Origin of the sequence: Streptomyces sp. KR80 (assembly GCF_052245555.1) — a bacterium.
Classification (GTDB): domain Bacteria; phylum Actinomycetota; class Actinomycetes; order Streptomycetales; family Streptomycetaceae; genus Streptomyces.
In genome coordinates this window covers 47,150-63,884 of the sequence record NZ_JBQQCD010000026.1, presented here as the reverse complement: position 1 = coordinate 63,884, position 16,735 = coordinate 47,150, and the positions used below count along the sequence as shown (strand labels likewise).

Below are 16,735 nucleotides of genomic sequence, written 5' to 3'. Positions count from 1 at the left end.
CGGACCCGTGGTCGACCCGGGGGGAAGAATTGATGGCCCACGCCGACACGCACACCGACACCGTCGTACGCCGTACGCACGGGAAGACGCCGGCACTCTCCTGCGCCCCGCAGCAAGAGAAGCAGAAGAAGGTGGGACGGCTGCCCCGCGCGGCCGTCCACCACCCCTGGTGGTTCGCGCTGCCCGCGATCGTCGTCTTCGTGGCCTTCTTCCTGGTGCCCAACCTCCTCAACTTCTACTATCCGTTCACCAACTGGTCCTCGTACCACGCGGACATCGCCTTCACGGGCCTGGACAACTTCAGGACCGTCGCCGAGGACGGCTCCCTGCTGGGAGCGCTGCGCACCACCCTGCTGTACGCCGCGCTGGCCGCCCTGTTCCAGAACGGCTTCGGTCTCGTCCTGGCCCTGCTGCTGGAGCAGGACACCCGTTTCAACCGGTTCTTCCGGGCGGTCTTCTTCCTCCCGGTGCTCATCTCGGCGCTCGCCGTCGGCTATGTCTTCCAGGCACTGCTGAACCAGGACGGCGCGCTCAACCAGGCCCTGGGCACGGACCTCCCGTGGCTGGGCTCCACCGCCTGGACCCTGGTGGTGGTCACGGTCATCCACGGCTGGAAGTGGATGGGCCTGTCCATGCTGATCTATCTGGCCGGGCTCAAGGGCATCCCGGGCGACATGCTGGAAGCGGCCAAGATGGACGGCGCCGGGCCCTGGCGGACCTTCTGGTCGGTGCGCTGGCCCATGCTCGCGCCCGCCGTCACCTTCAATGTGACGACGGCGCTCATCGGCTCGATGAACACCTTCGACATCGTGCAGGCCACCACGGGCGGCGGCCCGGCCGCCTCCACCGAGGTCTTCAACATCTACATGTTCCGGATCTTCGGACAGGGCCTCTACGCGCAGGCCTCCGCGATGAGCCTCGTCCTGTTCCTGGTGGTGGTCGCCGTCGCGATCCCGCTGGTCATCGGGCTGCGCCGAAGGGAGCAGATGCTGTGACCGCCACCCATGTGGCTTCCCCTCGTGTGTCTCGCACTCATGCGTCTCCCACCCATGTGTCCCCGCTGTGGCGTTACGGACGCCCGGCCCTCGTCCTGCTGCTCGCCGGGCTCGCCGTCGGCGTACCGCTGTGGCTGGTCGCCGTCACCTCGGCCAAGCCACAGGCCGAGGCGATCGAGCCGAACCTCGACCTGCCGCAGCAGTGGCAGCCCGCGAGCAACTACGAGGACGCCGTCGCCCAGGGCGAGATGTTCCGCGGCTTCTTCAACTCCCTTCTGGTCGTGGTGCCGTCGGTGGTGCTGGTGCTGATCCTGGGCGCAGGCGCCGCCTGGGTCTTCGCGCGCCGCACGTCGAAGCTGGTCTCGGCGGCGTACGCACTCACCATCAGCGGACTGCTGCTGCCGCCCGCCGTCATCACCATCGTCATGGAGCTGCGGCAGCTCGGCCTCGCGGGCACCAGTCCCGGAATGATCGCCGTCTACACCGGGATGTATCTGTCCACGTCGATCTTCTTCATGACCGGGTTCATCCGGGCCATCCCCATGGAGCTGGAAGAGGCCGCGCGGATGGACGGGGCCAAGCCGCTGTGGATCTTCCTGCGGATCATCCTTCCGCTGCTCCGACCGGTGATCGCCACCGCCACGATCATGGTGATGCTCTACGCCTGGAGCGACATCTTCTACGCCTTCTTCGTCCTCGGCGGGGGAGAACAGGCGACCCTGCCGCTCAACCTCTACAAGGTCGCCAGCGCCCAGCTCTACCTCGACAACTGGCATCTCGTCTTCGCGTACGTCGTGGTGATGAGCCTGCCCATGGTCGCTGTGTTCCTGGTGGCCCAGCGAAAGATCGTGTCCGGAATCACCAGTGGAGCCGTCAAATGACTGGAGGTCCAGCGTGACCACGACCCGTACCAGCGGTATACGACCACGTATACGCCGTATACGCAGCGGACCACGCGTGGCGGCGGTCGCCGCCGCACTCGCCCTGGGAGTCGCCGCCTTGGCTGGCACACTTCCGGCAGCAGAGGGCGCGTCCGCCGCGCCCCAGACCATCGCCGTCGACCTCGGTGCCTCCGAGGGGTCCGTGCTGCGCGGCGCCAACGGCGCGCTGTACGGGCTCAGCGACGACGGAGTGCCCAGCGACGCCATGCTGGAGCCGCTGAAGCTCACCACCGCCTCGCAGAAGGCGGAGGGCGGCCTCCAGCACCCCAACGGTGACGCGATCACCGTCTCCAAGTCCTTCTTCCGCAACGGTGGCAAGGACGTCCTGGTGATGATGCAGGACATTTACGCCAAGTGGCCGTACGAGGACCTCGGCATCGCGGACTACCTCACCAAGGTCGAAAAGATCACCAAGGATGTGGCGGCCGCCGAGAACAGCCACCGTTTCGTCTATATCCCGTTCAATGAGCCGGATCTGATCTGGTACGGGCTCGACGCGAGCAACCCCGACACCTACCGCGCCAACCGTGACCGTTTCCTGCGCGACTGGAAGACCGTCTACCAGCGCATCCGCTCCATCGACCCGGACGCGCGCATCGCAGGCCCCAACGAGGCCAACTACGACCGCCGGTTCCTGCCCGACTTCCTCGCCTACGCGAAGGCGAACAAGGTGCTGCCGGAGGTCATGACCTGGCACGAGCTGAACCCCAACTCGCTCCGGAACTTCCAGGGCAACCTCGACCACTACCGCTCCATCGAGAAGGCCGCAGGCATCGGGCCGCTCACGGTCAACATCGACGAGTACGCCAACCGCCGGGACCTGTCCGTGCCGGGTCAGCTGGTGCAGTGGGTCTCCATGTTCGAGCGGAACAAGGTCTACGCCGACCAGGCCTACTGGGACGCCGCCGGCAACCTCGACGGCAATGTGGTGCGCACCAACATCCCCAACGGCGGCTGGTGGTTGTTCCGCTGGTACGCCGGGATGACCGGCAACACCGTCAAGGTGACGCCGCCTCAGGCCAACGCCGTCGACACCCTTCAGGGCATGGCCTCCCTGGACAGCTCACGTCGCCAGGCCCAGGCCATCGTGGGCGGCGCGGCCGGTGACGCGGATGTGGTGGTGAAGAACGTCAAGAGCGGCGTCTTCGGCTCGTCCGTGGTGGCGACCGTCGCCGAGGCCGCCTGGTCCGGCTACGAGGGCCAGCACGCGGCGCCCCGCGTGCTCGCCCGTACGAAGCTCACGGTCGGCTCGGACGGCAGCGTGTCCGTGCCGCTGCGCGGCATGAACAAGATGTCCGCGTACCGGATCGTGCTCACCCCGGCCGGCTCCGGAACCCCCGCCGCCGCTTCGGTCCCCTGGACAGCCTCGTATGAGGCCGAGAACGCGAAGATCACCGACGGCCAGGTCTACACCCAGGGCACGGTGGGCAACGCCAACGGCTACGCCGCCTCCGGCACCAAGGACGTCGGGTCCCTCAACAAGGCCGACAGCAAGGTCGAGTTCACGGTGACCGTGCCCCGCACCGGCTCCTATGACCTGGCGATCCTGTACGGCAACCAGGCCGGCACCCCGGCCACCCAGAAGCTGACCGTCGACGGCGGTACCGCCACGAGGGTGGCCTACCCGTCCACCGAGAACTGGACCTACCGCGCCAAAAAGGACGTGACGGTCCAGCTCAGCGCCGGCACCCACACGCTGACGTTGGCGCGTGACACCGCCGAGGTCACCCTCGACCGCGTCGACCTCACCGAACACCGCACCCACCAGGCGGCGTACGAGGCGACCCTGGCCGATGTCTCCGGTCGGCCGTCCTTCGACTACTCGTCGTCCGCTGGAGTCGGTACCGGCGCCCTGGTTCTGGGCTCGGGCGACCGCGCGGTCTTCGACGTGTACGCGCCGCGCGACGGCTACTACACGGTGACCCCGCGCGCCACGGCTGCCGTCAAACTCGCCCTGCACGGTACGTCGCTCAGCGCGGGCCCCGGCGTCGGCCAGCGGCTGTACCTCGTCGCGGGCAACAACCGCATCACCGCCACCCCGAACGGCAGCGGCACGGTCTCCGTGAACTCCCTGGAGGTGTACGGCCAGGGCGACCCCCAGGGTGTGATATCCCGTGAGGGTGCCCAGGCGGCGCTGGCCGGCGGGGCGCGCCTCGTCGACAGCTCGTACGCCTCGGCGGGCAGCTACATCGGCTGGCTCGGCAACAGCGCCTCCAGCACCGCCAAGTTCACGGTCGACGCCCCCAAGTCCGGCCGCTACATGCTGGTCGTCCACTACTCCAACAACGACCGGCGCGACAACGGCCACGCCTACAACACCGACATCATTTCCCGCACCGCCGACGTCACGGTGGGTGCCACGACGAAGAAGGTGACCTTCAAAAACACCTGGAGCTGGGACGACTTCTGGACCTTGGGTGTCCCCTTCGACCTCAAGGAGGGCAGCAACACCATCACCCTGGCCAATCGGAGTGCCTGGGCCCCGAACATCGATCGGATCGAACTGGCCCCGCTCCGCGGCTAGTCCGTGTTCCAGGAGTCGTTGCCGCCGCTGGCCGGCCGCCCCGGGAACGTCCCCGGGCGGCCGGCCGGATCGCCTCGTCTGCGGACACGCCTTGGCGTTCCGGGGTCCGACTTCGGCCGCTGAACTTGTCTTGTCAGAAGCGTTGACGAACACCTCGGGCGGTCTTAGCTTCATCGCGTCGTACTTCGTACGTCATATATGAGACGCGATGCTCGAGACTCGCCTGCTGAGAGCGGCCACCTTCATGACCTTCGCCCCCACGCCGATCCCTTCCCGCACGCAGTACGTGCTGGAAGCGATCAAACGCCGCATCCTGACCGGGCAGTTGAGTCCAGGTCAGTCGCTCGTCGAAACGGAACTGGCCGCGCAGTTCGGGGTGTCGAAGACGCCGGTGCGCGAGGCGCTGAAGACGCTCGCCGGAACCGGGCTCGTGGTCATGAGCCAGTACAAGGGCGCGACCGTGCGCATGGTCGACGCGGCGATGGCGCGTGAGGTGTACGACGTGCGGTTGCTGCTCGAGCCCGAGGCCGTGCGCCGCACGGTCCGCCGCGGTGCCAGTGTCGACCACGCCCGCGAGGCGCTGTCCAGGGCCGCGGAGGCCGCCGACCCGGCGGACCGGTCGCTCGCCAACCGGGATTTCCACCGTGCGCTGTACCTGCCCTGCGGCAATCCGCTGCTCGGCCGGATGCTCGACGAGGTCCGGGACCAGGCCGCGCTCGTCTCGACGGTCGCCTGGGCGGCCGAGCCGTCCTGGGAGCGCGAGGCCGCCGAGCACGGGGAGATCCTCCGGCTGGTGAGGGCTGGGGACGCCGACGGGGCGGCCCAGGCGGTGCACGACCACATCGCCTCGTTCGTCGAACGGGCCTTTCCGGACGGGGGAGAGGACGCAGCGGCAGAAGGGGACAGGGCATGACCACACCCGCGTACGAGATGCACCGAGCGGCACTCGCGGAGGTCGTGGCCATCCCGGTGACCCCGTTCACCGAGGACGGCGGCCTCGACACGGCCGCCCACAGAGTCCTGCTGCAGCGGCTGCTCGGCGCCGGCGTACGGACGCTCACGCCGAACGGCAACACCGGCGAGTTCTACGCCCTCACCCCCCGCGAGCGCTATGCCGTCACGGAGGTGACCCTGGAGGAGGCGGGCGACGAGGCGGCTATCCTCGTCGGCATCGGGCACGACGTGCCGACCGCCGTCGCCGCCGCCCGGCACGCGCGCCAGGCGGGCGCCCACATGGTGATGGTGCACCAGCCCGTCCATCCGTATGTCTCGGCGGACGGCTGGGTCGACTACCACCGTGCCATCGCCGAGGCCGTCCCGGAACTCGGTGTCGTCCCCTACATCCGCGCCCCCCACCTGGCGGGCGGTCACCTCGCAGCGTTGGGCGAGGCCTGCCCCAACGTCATCGGCGTGAAGTACGCGGTGCCGGACGCGGCCCGATTCGCCGCCTTCGCCCGGGACGCGGGCCTGGACCGCTTCGTGTGGGTGGCCGGGCTCGCCGAGCCGTACGCCCCCTCGTACTTCTCAGCCGGAGCAACCGGCTTCACTTCGGGCCTCGTCAATGTCGCGCCCGAGATCTCCCTGAGCATGATCGAAGCGCTTCGATCTGGTGACTACCCGGCCGCCATGAAGGTCTGGGAGCAGATCCGGCGCTTCGAGGAGCTCCGCGCCGCCGAGGCCTCCGCCAACAACGTCACCGTCGTCAAGGAGGCCCTGGCCCAGCTCGATCTGTGCCGGCGCGACGTACGGCCGCCGAGCCGGCTCCTGGGGGAGGCCGAGCGCGCGGAGGTCGCCGCCATCGTGGGGGAGTGGGGCGTATGAGCACGCAGACCAGACGCCCCGATGAGCTGCGCAGCCACCAGTGGTACGGCACCGACGGCATACGGTCCTTCAGCCACCGCGCCCGGACCCGTCAGCTCGGCTACCTGCCCGAGGAGCACCTGGGCAAGCCGGTGATCGCCGTCCTGAACCCGTGGTCCGATATCAACCCCTGCCATGTGCACCTGCGCGACCGGGCCCAGGCCGTCAAGCGGGGCGTGTGGCAGGCGGGCGGTTTCCCGCTCGAGTTCCCGGTCTCGACGCTGAGTGAGACCTTCCAGAAGCCGACGCCGATGCTCTACCGCAACCTCCTCGCCATGGAGACGGAGGAGCTGCTGCGGTCCTACCCCGTTGACGGCGCCGTGCTGATGGGCGGATGCGACAAGACGATCCCCGCGCTGCTCATGGGCGCCGCCTCGGTCGGCCTTCCTACCGTGTTGGTACCGGCCGGACCGATGCTGCCCGGCCACTGGCGCGGCGAGACCCTCGGCTCCGGCACCGACATGTGGAAGTACTGGGACGACAAGCGTGCGGGCCTCATCGACGACTGCGACATGGCCGAGCTGGAATGCGGACTGGCCCGTTCGCCCGGTCACTGCATGACCATGGGCACCGCCTCCACGCTGGCCGCCGCCGCCGAGGCCCTCGGCGTCACACTGCCCGGCGCCTCCTCGATCCCTGCCGTCGACTCCGGGCACGAGCGGATGGCGGCCGCGTCCGGGATGCGGATCGTCGACCTCGTACACCGGGATGTGACGCTGTCGCACCTGCTGACACGGGACGCCTTCGAGGACGCGGTCACCACTGTCCTCGGGCTCGGCGGCTCGACCAACGCCGTGATCCATCTGATCGCGATGGCCGGGCGCGCCGGAGTGAAGCTGACGCTGGACGACTTCGACCGGATCGCCCGCACGGTGCCGGTGCTCGCCAACGTCCGCCCCGGCGGCGGCCCCTACCTGATGGAGGACTTCCACTTCGCGGGCGGCCTGCCCGGGTTCCTCTGTCGGATCACCGACCTGCTGCACCTGGACCGGCCGACCGTCGCGCACGCCACCCTGCGCGAACAGCTGCGCGGTGCCCGGGTCCACAACGACGACGTGATCCGCACCCGGGACAACCCGGTCGCGGACGAGGGCGGTGTCGCGGTGCTGCGCGGCAACCTCTGCCCGGACGGCGCGGTCGTCAAGCACCTCGCCGCCGAGCCGCACCTGCTCAAGCACACCGGCCCCGCGGTCGTCTTCGACGACTACCAGCAGCTGCAGCGCACCATCGACGACCCGTCCCTCGGCATCACCCCCGACCATGTGCTGGTGCTACGGGGCGCCGGCCCCAAGGGCGGCCCCGGCATGCCCGAGTACGGGATGCTGCCGATCCCGGACCACCTGCTCAGGCAGGGGGTGCGGGACATGGTGCGGATCTCCGACGCCCGGATGAGCGGCACGAGTTACGGCACGTGCGTGCTGCACATCGCGCCCGAGTCGTACGTCGGCGGACCCCTCGCCCTCGTCCGCACCGGCGACCTGATCAGCCTCGACGTCGAGGCGCGGACCCTGCGGCTGGACGTACCGGACGAGGAGCTGGAGCGTCGGCGGGCCGAGTGGACCCCGCCGCCCGAACAGTACGAGCGCGGCTACGGCGCCCTCTACAGTGAGCAGGTCACCCAGGCCGACACCGGCTGCGACTTCGCCTTTCTCGCGAAGCCGGGGAAGGTGCCTGATCCGTACGCGGGTTGAGCCCGCCGCCCCCCAAGCAGCTCCTTGCACAGCACTGTGGCCGATATGTCGAACAACGTTCGCGAAGCGCTTCACCTCGCACCGCCCGCACGTCCGCACGTCCGCACGTCCGCACGTCCCTGAGAACGGAGAGAAGAGTCATGGCCCCAGCCGCAGCCGTGGCCCAACCCCCGCCCCGGCGCCGCCCCGGTGCGACGCCGCGCCGACTGCCGTACCTGCTGATCGCGCCCGCCGTGCTGCTGATGCTGGGCTTCATCGCCTACCCGGTGCTCAGCGTCTTCTACTACAGCCTGCAGCACTACACCCCCACCAAACCATGGCGGAACGGCTTCGCCGGGCTGGAGAACTTCACCGCGATCCTCAGCGAGGACGAGCTGTTCTGGGGCACCCTGACGTTCAGCCTCAAGTGGGTCGTCGTCGAGGTGGGGCTGCAGCTCCTCTTCGGCCTGGCACTGGCGCTGATCGTCAACCAGAGCTTCGTCGGCCGGGCGCTGGCCCGTGCGCTGGTGTTCTCGCCGTGGGCCGTCTCCGGCGTTCTGACCTCGGCGATCTGGGTGCTGCTCTACAACTCCCAGACGGGCATGGCTCGTTACTTCGCCGACCTGGGCCTCGGCGAGTACGGCACCTCGTGGCTGTCGGACACCGCTACGGTCTTCCCGGCCGTGATCGTCGCCGAGCTGTGGCGCGGCGTGCCGTTCTTCGCGATCCTCATCCTCGCCGACCTCCAGTCCGTCTCGAAGGACCTGTACGAGGCGGCCGAGGTCGACGGCGCGAGCCGCATCCGGCAGTTCTTCCACATCACGCTGCCCCACTTGAAGGACGCGATCATCCTGTCCACCCTGCTGCGTGCCGTGTGGGAGTTCAACAACGTCGACCTGCTCTACACGCTCACCGGCGGCGGCCCCGCGGGCGAGACGACCACGCTGCCGCTGTACGTCGCCAACACCAGCGTCGACGCCCACAACTTCGGCTACGCATCCGCGCTGACCACGGTCGCGTTCGTGATCCTGCTCTTCTTCTCGATCGTCTACCTGCGACTGAGCAAGTTCGGGGGTGGCGACAAGTGATCACCAAGGACGCCGACACCGGGACCGCCGTGGTGCCGGGCCCCCGTGCCGAATCGGTCATGGGCGCGACCGTGCCGGCGCGCCCCGCCGGGGCCCGGCGCGCCTGGGACGAGGCCCCGCGCTGGCAGATCCACCTTCCGCTGACGATCTACCTGCTGTTCACGCTCGTTCCCCTCTACTGGATGCTGCTCTTCTCGCTGCGCCCGACCGGATCCACCTCATTGGTGCCCTGGCCGATGACCTTCGACCACTTCACGAAGGTGTGGACGGAGCGCAGCTTCGCGACGTACTTCCAGAACAGCCTGCTCATCGGCGCCGCCACGCTGGTGCTGACCACGGTCGTCGCACTCGCCGGCGGCTACGCGCTCGCCCGCTTCGACTTCCGCATGAAGAAGGGTTTCATGCTGGCCCTGCTGTGCTCCCAGTTCGTGCCGGGCGCGCTGCTGCTGGTGCCGCTCTTCCAGATCTTCGCCGAACTGCGCATGATCAACTCTCTGGGCAGTGTCGTCGTCGCGGAGACGGTCTTCCAGCTGCCGCTGTCGATGATCCTGCTCAGCGGCTTCATCAGGAACGTCCCCGCCTCCCTCGAGGAGGCGGCCTGGGTGGACGGCTGCTCCCGCTTCCGCGGCTTCTGTGCCGTCGTGCTTCCGCTGCTGCGCCCCGGCCTGATCGCCGTGGGCTCCTTCGCCTTCGTCCACAGCTGGAACCACTTCCTGTTCGCCCTGATGTTCCTCAGCAACCAGGAGAAGCAGACCATCCCCGTCGGCCTCAACACACTCATGGGCGCGGACAGCGTCGACCTGGGCGCGCTCGCCGCCGGCGGCGTCATCGCCGCCGTCCCCGTCGTGATCGTCTTCGCCTTCATCCAGAAGTGGCTGATCACCGGATTCAGCGCGGGGGCGGTGAAGGGATGACCACGACGCCCGCTCAGCCGCTGCCCGTCGTCCTCGCGGGGGCCCGGGGTCACGGCCGCTGGCATCTGCACAACATCCGTCGACTGGAGGAGAGAGGGCTCGTACGCCTCGCCGGCGTCTGTGAGCTCAAGGCCCTCACCGACGACGAACTCGACGGCTTCGGCACCCCCGAGCAGTCGGACGACTTCGACGCGCTGCTCGCCTCCACGGGCGCTCGCATCGCCGTGGTCTGTACGCCTATACCCAGCCATGCCGACCTTGCGCTCACCGCCGCAGAGCGCGGTGCGCACGTGCTGCTGGAGAAGCCGCCCGCGCCGTCGCTCACGGAGTTCCGACGCATCGTGGACGGCGTCGAACGGGCGGGCGTGGCCTGCCAGATCGGTTTCCAGTCGCTCGGTTCGCATGCGACGGCGGCCATCCGCGGCCGGGTGGCGAGCGGCGCGATCGGGGAGCCGTTGGGCATCGGAGCCGCCGGGGCGTGGGTGCGCGACGAGGCGTACTACCGTCGCGCCCCCTGGGCCGGGCAGCGCAGGCTCGACGGCGCCGACGTCGTCGACGGGGTGCTCACCAACCCCCTCGCGCACGCCGTCGCCACCGCACTCGCCCTTGACGGCACCACTGCGGCCGATGACGTCGCGGGCGTGGAGACGGAGCTCTTCCGCGCCAACGCCATCCAGTCCGACGACACCTCCTGCGTCCGCGTCACCACCGTGCGCGGCAGCCGGATCACGGTCGCCGCGACCCTCTGCGCCGAGCAGTCCGCCGAGCCGTACGTCCTGATCCACGGGACGCGCGGGCGGATCACGTTCTGGTACCGGCAGGACCGTGTGCTGCTGCAGCGCGCCCACGACGACGCTGAGGAGATCCAGTACGGCAGGACGGACCTGCTGGAGAACCTGGTCGAGCATCTGACGCTCGGCGTACGGCTGCTCGTACCGCCCGCCGCCACGGGCGCGTTCATGCGGGTCCTCGAAGCGGTTCGCCTGGCGCCCGACCCGGTGCAGCTGCCAATGTCCGCCTGGCGTACCGAACCGGCCGCCTCCCTGGCGGGCAGCCCGGCGCCCGTCCAGAGCGCGCCGCGCCGAGTCGTCCGCGGCATCGACGGCCTCGTCGCCGCCAGTGCCGACTCCCTCTCCCTCTACTCCGAAATCGGCGTCCCCTGGGCGCTTCCGGCGGAAGTGAACCACTCATGAGCACCATCATGTTGTTGCGCTGCTCGGGGCGGCCCGTCGGGCGGTACGTCTACCGGCCCGAGCTCGGCATCCGGCTCTCCCCCCGCCCCTATCTGCACCCCGTCTCCACGCTCCACGGGGTGACCGTCACCGAGCTGATGCCCGAAGACCATCCGCATCACCTCGGTGTGGGCGTCGCCGTGCCCGATGTGCGGGGACACAACTTCTGGGGTGGGCGTACCTACGTGCGCGGTCAGGGGCCGACCAATCTGGACAACCACGGAGTCCAGCGCCACCAGGGCTTCAACCTCCGGGACTCGGACGGGTTCGTGGAGGAGCTGAGCTGGGTCACGGGGGCGGGTCAGCTGCTGCACGAGCGCCGCACGGTGGCCGTCACCGAACTCACCGGCAGTGCCTGGGCACTGGACTTCACGTTCTGTCTCACCAATACAACGGCCGAGCTGCTGTCGATCGGCAGTCCCGCGATCAATGGCCGCCCAGGAGCCGCGTACGGCGGATTCTTCTGGCGCGCACCCAAGGAGGCAGCGGCCCCGACCGTGTTCACCGCCGTAGCCGAGGGGGAGGCCGCTGTGCACGAAAGCCGCGCCGGCTGGCTCGCGCTGAGCGGTGAGAGCTGGACCCTCGTCTTTGCGGGGGCGACCGCAGAGACCCGCCGTGACCCATGGTTCGTGCGCGCGGCCGAGTATCCGGGCGTCGGCTCCTCGCTCGCCCACGAAGAGCGGTTGCCGATCGAGCCCGGAGCCACCGTCGTACGGCGGATCGTCACCATCGTCGCCGACGGCCGCCTCGACCGCGGCGAGGCGGCGGCTCTCGTCCGCAAGGCGGTGACCGCATGACGCCCGCCCGGCTGCGCACCGACTGCACCCCGCCGCAATCCGGGACACACCGGTGCCACGGCCTTCCCCAGCTTCCGCATCACTCCCAGGAAAGAGAGCCGACCATGACCATCTTCCGCAGCAGCAGAGGGCACCGCGCGGTGCTCGCCTTCGCTCTCACCGTCGCCCTCGGGGCGAGCGCCGCCTGCGGCGACGACGGCAGCGGCGCCGCAGGGGACACCGGCAACGAGGGTTCCGGCAAGGGAGAGATCACCTTCTGGGACAACAACGGCGGTGTCCGGACCGACATTTGGAAGGACATCATCAAAGACTTCGAGCAGAAGCACCCCGACATCAAGGTCAACTACGTCGGTGTTGCCGCGACCGAGGTGCAGTCCAAGTACGACACCGCCATCCAGGGCGGCGGCCTGCCCGACGTCGGCGGCATCGGCGCCGCGATGCTCGCTGGGATCGCCGCGCAGGACGCGCTCGAGCCGCTCGATTCGCGCCTCGCGAAGAGCTCGCTCACCGAGAGGCTGAACCCGGGCATGGTCCAGAGTGTGCGGGCCGCCTCCGGCGGCACGTCGCTCTACACCCTGCCCACGTCCGCCAACAACGGCGTGCTGTACTACCGCACCGACCTGTTCGAGGCCGCGGGGCTGGCCGCGCCCACCACCTGGACGAAGTTCTTCGAAGCCGCCGACAAGCTCACGGACAAGGGCAGGAACAAGTTCGGCTACACCATCCGCGGAGGTGCGGGCTCCGTCGCACAGGCGCTGGACGCGATGTACGGCCAGTCCGGCATCACGGAGTTCTGGGACGGCGACAGCACGACCGTCAACGCCCAGAAGAACGTCGAGGCACTGGAGAAGTACGTCGCCCTCTACAAGAAGAACACGCCCTCGGCCGACCTCAACAACGACTTCACCAAGATGGTCGCCCAGTGGGACAGCGGCGAGATCGGCATGATGACCCACAACCTGGGCTCCTACCAGGACCATGTGAAGGCCCTCGGCCCCGACACCTTCCGCGGCATCCCCTCCCCGACGCTTGACGACGGCACGCGCGTACAGGTGTCCAACCCGGTCGACGGGCTCGGCCTGTTCAAGTCGAGCAAGAACAAGGCGGCGGCCTGGAAGTTCATCGAGTTCGCCGTGGACCACGAGGCCAACAGCAAGTGGAACGAGTCGGCAGGCGCCATCCCGGCCAACACCGACGCCGCCAAGGACCCCTGGATCCAGAAGTCTGAGCCGACGAGGCTCGCCGCCGAGGCGCTGAACGACGACAGCACCAAGATCGTCCAGCTGCCGTACTACCTCCCCGACTGGAACACCATCTCCAAGGCCGACAACGAGCCGAACTTCCAGAAAGTGCTGCTCGGCAAGATGGCCGCCAAGGAGTTCCTCGACGACCTCGCCCAGCAGCTCAACAAGGCGCAGGCCGAATGGAAGAAGCAGCAGGCGTGACGGCCGCGGGCCTGGCGCGACGCTGCGTACGCCGTCTCGACGACGAGATTCCCGAGTCCTGGATCACCTGGCCACAGGGCGCCGACACCGCTCGAGCCCCGAGGAGGGTCGCACTGTGAGCACGCAAAGAAGTCATGACCGGATCACCCACCTCGTGGCTTGTACCGCTCTGGTGCTGGCCGCGACGGCGACCACCGCCCACGCCGACCCGGGCCGCACGCACGCCCACGACCCGGGCCGCCAAACCCTTCCGGCCCGGGACGGCTGGGCCTCGGCCGGCACGGGCACGACCGGCGGCGCGGCGGCGGACGCCGAGCACGTCCACACCGTCACCACCTGGGAGGAGTTCAGGGCCGCCCTCCGGGACGGCGGCACCCCGAAGATCATCAGAGTCGTGGGTACGATCGGCGCGGACGACCAGGGCTGCGCCTCGTTCGAGGCCGAGGGCTACGACTTCCGGAAGTACCTCGCCGACTATGACCCCGCCGTCTGGGGCCGGGACAAGCCGGTCAGCGGCGAACAGGAGGACCTGCGCGCCGCCTCCGCCGCCCGCCAGTCCGAGGCCGTCACCGCGTACGTTCCCGCGAACACCACCATCGTGGGCGTCGGCAGGAACGCCGGATTCACGGGCGCTAGCCTGCAGATCAAGGGCGTGGACAATGTCATCGTCCGCAACCTCACCCTGGAGAGCCCCCTCGACTGCTTTCCGCAGTGGGATCCCACCGACGGCGCCACCGGAGCGTGGAACTCCGAGTACGACGGCATGGTCGTGCACGGCTCCACGCACGTGTGGATCGACCACAACACGTTCACGGACGGCGCCCACCCGGACAGCTCGCTGCCCAGGTACTACGGGGAGCTCTATCAGCAGCACGACGGCGAGCTCGACATCGTGAGAGGCGCCGACCTGGTCACCGCGTCCTGGAACGTCTTCGCCGACCACGACAAGACCCTGATGATCGGCAACAGCGACGGCGCGGGGGCCACCGACCGGGACAGGCTGCGGGTCACCCTGCACCACAACCTCTTCCGGAACATCGTCGAGCGGGCCCCGAGGGTGCGCTTCGGCAAGGTCGACGCGTACAACAACCACCACGTCGCCCCGGCCGACGGCTATGCGTACTCCTTCGGCATCGGTTACGAGTCGCGACTGGTCGCCGAGAAGAACGTGTTCACGCTCCCCGAGGGCGTCAGCCCCGCGCGCATCCTCAAGAAGTGGAAGGAGGCGCCGGTCACCGCCGACGCGAACCACGTGAACGGCAAGCCCGTCGACCTGATCGCCGTCCACAACGCGGAGATGCCCGAAGAAACCCTCCAGCGGGACGCGGGCTGGACCCCGGAGCTGCGGTCACGTATCGACGCCCCCCACGCGATCCCCGGCCTCGTCGGCCACCGGGCGGGGGCCGGACGGATCTGCTGACCGAGCTGAGCTGTACGCCGACCCCAGGACGGGCCGGGGCGCGGACCGGAGTCCGCGCCGCCGTCGACAGCTTTCCCGAGTCACTTCACAAGCCCATCACCGACCATGGGGACTTCATCAACGCCATGTCAGATTCGCTGATGGAGCAGGCCGTGGAGTGCATCAATACCGGGCGCCGCTGCGGCTGACCACGTGCACGGCGACCGTCGGCGAGCCAGCGGCCAGCTGGCGTCGGCGGTCGGCACGGTATACACGTGATTCGGCTGGAGCGGCACCGGCCGCGGTCGGCGCGCAGGCACCCAGCGGCACCGAATGTCATAGCCGCGTAACAGCGCACAACCAGACCAGGGGGGCCGACCGTCGTTACGGGGTGAACGCGACCTGAAGTTCTGAACAATGAGAGGTTCCCCCACATGTCTCATCGAGCGCCTCGCACCTCGCTGGTCATCCGCTGCGCCGCCCTCGCCGCGCTGGTGGCCGCACCGGTGGCCTTCGCGATACAGGCGTCGCTCGCTGACAGCGCCGATGCCGCCCCCGGCCTGGTGAAGACCGACGGCAAGCCGGACTTCAACGGCGACGGCTACGCCGACACCGCCACCGGTGCCCCCGGTGGGTCCGGCGGGGGCTACGTGGCCGTGGTGTACGGCTCGGCGAACGGCACGGACATCGGGCACTCCCAAACGCTGCGCCGGCCGACCGCGGTCGACGGCGGCCAGTACGGCAGCCGCACCGCCGCCCGCGACCTGAACGAGGACGGCTATACGGACCTCGCGGTGTACGGCGGGGTTGCGGGCGCCATCGTGCACTGGGGCTCGGGTAAGGGGCTCGGCTCCGGAGTGGCGCTCACCGACTACGCCGAGGCGGACAGCGGAAACCTCACCGCCGGGGACTTCAACGGCGACGGCCATCCGGACCTGGTGGCCAACGCGGAATCGTTCACCGACAACGTCAAACTCCGCGTCGCCTACGGCCCGTTCAACCGCAGCGGCAAGGCCGCCAAGACCGCCGATCTGGCCACCGGAGAGATCGACGCCCCCACCGACATCATCGCGGGCGACACCACCGGCGACGGCAAGGACGACGTGGTCACCACACACGCCTTTGAGGAGATGTCCAACGCCAGCAAGCTCTGGCGCGGCACCGGTGAAGGGCTGCTCCGCACCGACCAGACCCTTGACGACGCCGCGACCGGCACCGTCGGCGACGTTGACGGGGACGGCTATGGCGACCTGGTGATCCGTCCGGTGCCGGGCGGCGTCGTGGAGAATCTGCCGTACGACAAGGGCACGGTGAAGGTGCTCTACGGCACCAAGAACGGGCCGAGCAAGACCCGTACCACCACCATCACCCAGGACACCTCCGGGGTGCCGGGCATCGGCGAGGAGGGCGACCAGTTCGGCTACCAGCTGTCCGCGAAGGACGCCAACGGCGATGGGTACGCCGATGTCGCGGTGGGCGTCCCGTACGAGAACCTGAACACCGGGCAGGAGGACACCGGCGCGGTGGTGCTGCTGAAGGGCGGCGCCGGCGGGCTTTCAGGAAGCGGGGCGCAAGCCTTCAACCAGAGCACCTCCGGGGTTCCGGGCATCGCCGAGAAGGGCGACCACTTCGGCTCGGCGGTGCAGCTGCTGGACACCAACAAGGACGGCAAGTCCGATCTGGCGGTCGGCACGCCCGGCGAGGACGGCGCCCACACCAACAGCGGCGCGGTCTGGACGCTGCGCGGCGCGACCGGCGGGCTGACCACCAGCGGCGTGGTGTCATACGGGCCGGACGCGCTGGGTGCACCGCCGTCGGGTGCGCAGCTGGGCGAGAGCTTCCCGCGCTGAGCCCGCCAGCAGCAGCAGTG

Annotated in this window: 14 protein-coding genes; all 14 read left to right on the top strand. The window is 69.2% G+C overall.

Annotation, left to right across the window (positions count from 1 at the left end; genetic code table 11):
* The first annotated feature begins 32 nt into the window (after positions 1-32).
* The 14 genes from ACTWQI_RS26865 to ACTWQI_RS26800 all read left to right on the top strand — a co-directional run bounded on the left by ACTWQI_RS26865 (position 33) and on the right by ACTWQI_RS26800 (position 16,715).
* A complete protein-coding gene (locus ACTWQI_RS26865) occupies positions 33-995 on the top strand; it encodes a carbohydrate ABC transporter permease (protein ID WP_443274334.1) in 963 nt (320 codons plus the stop codon).
* Positions 996-1,051: 56 nt separating this feature from the next.
* Entirely contained in the window at positions 1,052-1,876 is an 825-nt protein-coding gene (locus ACTWQI_RS26860; protein ID WP_443274354.1) for a carbohydrate ABC transporter permease, read from the top strand.
* 118 nt (positions 1,877-1,994) lie between these two features.
* Positions 1,995-4,460 carry a CBM35 domain-containing protein gene (locus ACTWQI_RS26855; RefSeq protein WP_443274333.1) on the top strand — a complete coding sequence of 822 codons (2,466 nt, stop codon included), beginning with the start codon at positions 1,995-1,997 and terminating at the stop codon, positions 4,458-4,460.
* Positions 4,461-4,704: 244 nt separating this feature from the next.
* Positions 4,705-5,373 (top strand): GntR family transcriptional regulator, encoded by a 669-nt coding sequence (locus ACTWQI_RS26850; RefSeq protein WP_443274353.1) that lies wholly within the window; start codon positions 4,705-4,707, stop codon positions 5,371-5,373.
* Positions 5,370-6,281, top strand: a complete 912-nt coding sequence (locus ACTWQI_RS26845; protein ID WP_443274332.1) for a dihydrodipicolinate synthase family protein — start codon at positions 5,370-5,372, stop codon at positions 6,279-6,281. The genes ACTWQI_RS26850 and ACTWQI_RS26845 overlap by 4 nt, the downstream gene beginning before the upstream one ends.
* Positions 6,278-8,011, top strand: a complete 1,734-nt coding sequence (gene araD / locus ACTWQI_RS26840) for an L-arabinonate dehydratase (protein ID WP_443274331.1) — start codon at positions 6,278-6,280, stop codon at positions 8,009-8,011. The genes ACTWQI_RS26845 and araD overlap by 4 nt, the downstream gene beginning before the upstream one ends.
* 140 nt (positions 8,012-8,151) lie before the next feature.
* Positions 8,152-9,078: a carbohydrate ABC transporter permease gene (locus ACTWQI_RS26835; protein ID WP_443274330.1), complete on the top strand. Its 927-nt coding sequence runs from the start codon at positions 8,152-8,154 to the stop codon at positions 9,076-9,078.
* Complete coding sequence (locus ACTWQI_RS26830) at positions 9,075-9,992, top strand: carbohydrate ABC transporter permease (RefSeq protein ID WP_443274329.1); 918 nt, start codon at positions 9,075-9,077, stop codon at positions 9,990-9,992. The genes ACTWQI_RS26835 and ACTWQI_RS26830 overlap by 4 nt, the downstream gene beginning before the upstream one ends.
* Positions 9,989-11,185 carry a Gfo/Idh/MocA family protein gene (locus tag ACTWQI_RS26825; RefSeq protein WP_443274328.1) on the top strand — a complete coding sequence of 399 codons (1,197 nt, stop codon included), beginning with the start codon at positions 9,989-9,991 and terminating at the stop codon, positions 11,183-11,185. Before ACTWQI_RS26830 ends, ACTWQI_RS26825 begins: the two co-directional genes overlap by 4 nt.
* The gene (locus ACTWQI_RS26820) at positions 11,182-12,021 is read left to right on the top strand and encodes a PmoA family protein (RefSeq protein ID WP_443274327.1); all 840 of its coding nucleotides are present in this window, start codon (positions 11,182-11,184) and stop codon (positions 12,019-12,021) included. Before ACTWQI_RS26825 ends, ACTWQI_RS26820 begins: the two co-directional genes overlap by 4 nt.
* A gap of 104 nt (positions 12,022-12,125) precedes the next feature.
* Positions 12,126-13,466, top strand: a complete 1,341-nt coding sequence (locus ACTWQI_RS26815) for an ABC transporter substrate-binding protein (RefSeq protein WP_443274326.1) — start codon at positions 12,126-12,128, stop codon at positions 13,464-13,466.
* On the top strand, positions 13,445-13,585 hold the full coding sequence (locus ACTWQI_RS26810; RefSeq protein ID WP_443274325.1) for a hypothetical protein: 141 nt from the start codon (positions 13,445-13,447) through the stop codon (positions 13,583-13,585). Before ACTWQI_RS26815 ends, ACTWQI_RS26810 begins: the two co-directional genes overlap by 22 nt.
* Positions 13,582-14,886: a pectate lyase family protein gene (locus ACTWQI_RS26805; RefSeq protein ID WP_443274324.1), complete on the top strand. Its 1,305-nt coding sequence runs from the start codon at positions 13,582-13,584 to the stop codon at positions 14,884-14,886. Before ACTWQI_RS26810 ends, ACTWQI_RS26805 begins: the two co-directional genes overlap by 4 nt.
* A 413-nt stretch (positions 14,887-15,299) precedes the next feature.
* The gene (locus ACTWQI_RS26800; RefSeq protein WP_443274323.1) at positions 15,300-16,715 is read left to right on the top strand and encodes an FG-GAP and VCBS repeat-containing protein; all 1,416 of its coding nucleotides are present in this window, start codon (positions 15,300-15,302) and stop codon (positions 16,713-16,715) included.
* The last annotated feature ends 20 nt before the right edge of the window (positions 16,716-16,735 follow it).

Excerpts from the sequence above, each read along its gene's own strand:
- ACTWQI_RS26865 (WP_443274334.1), top strand. The coding sequence starts at position 33 with ATGGCCCACGCCGACACGCACACCGACACCGTCGTACGCCGTACGCAC.
- ACTWQI_RS26850 (WP_443274353.1), top strand. The coding sequence starts at position 4,705 with ATGACCTTCGCCCCCACGCCGATCCCTTCCCGCACGCAGTACGTGCTG.
- ACTWQI_RS26845 (WP_443274332.1), top strand. The coding sequence starts at position 5,370 with ATGACCACACCCGCGTACGAGATGCACCGAGCGGCACTCGCGGAGGTC.
- araD (WP_443274331.1), top strand. The coding sequence starts at position 6,278 with ATGAGCACGCAGACCAGACGCCCCGATGAGCTGCGCAGCCACCAGTGG.
- ACTWQI_RS26835 (WP_443274330.1), top strand. The coding sequence starts at position 8,152 with ATGGCCCCAGCCGCAGCCGTGGCCCAACCCCCGCCCCGGCGCCGCCCC.
- ACTWQI_RS26825 (WP_443274328.1), top strand. The coding sequence starts at position 9,989 with ATGACCACGACGCCCGCTCAGCCGCTGCCCGTCGTCCTCGCGGGGGCC.
- ACTWQI_RS26820 (WP_443274327.1), top strand. The coding sequence starts at position 11,182 with ATGAGCACCATCATGTTGTTGCGCTGCTCGGGGCGGCCCGTCGGGCGG.
- ACTWQI_RS26815 (WP_443274326.1), top strand. The coding sequence starts at position 12,126 with ATGACCATCTTCCGCAGCAGCAGAGGGCACCGCGCGGTGCTCGCCTTC.
- ACTWQI_RS26810 (WP_443274325.1), top strand. The coding sequence starts at position 13,445 with ATGGAAGAAGCAGCAGGCGTGACGGCCGCGGGCCTGGCGCGACGCTGC.
- ACTWQI_RS26800 (WP_443274323.1), top strand. The coding sequence starts at position 15,300 with ATGTCTCATCGAGCGCCTCGCACCTCGCTGGTCATCCGCTGCGCCGCC.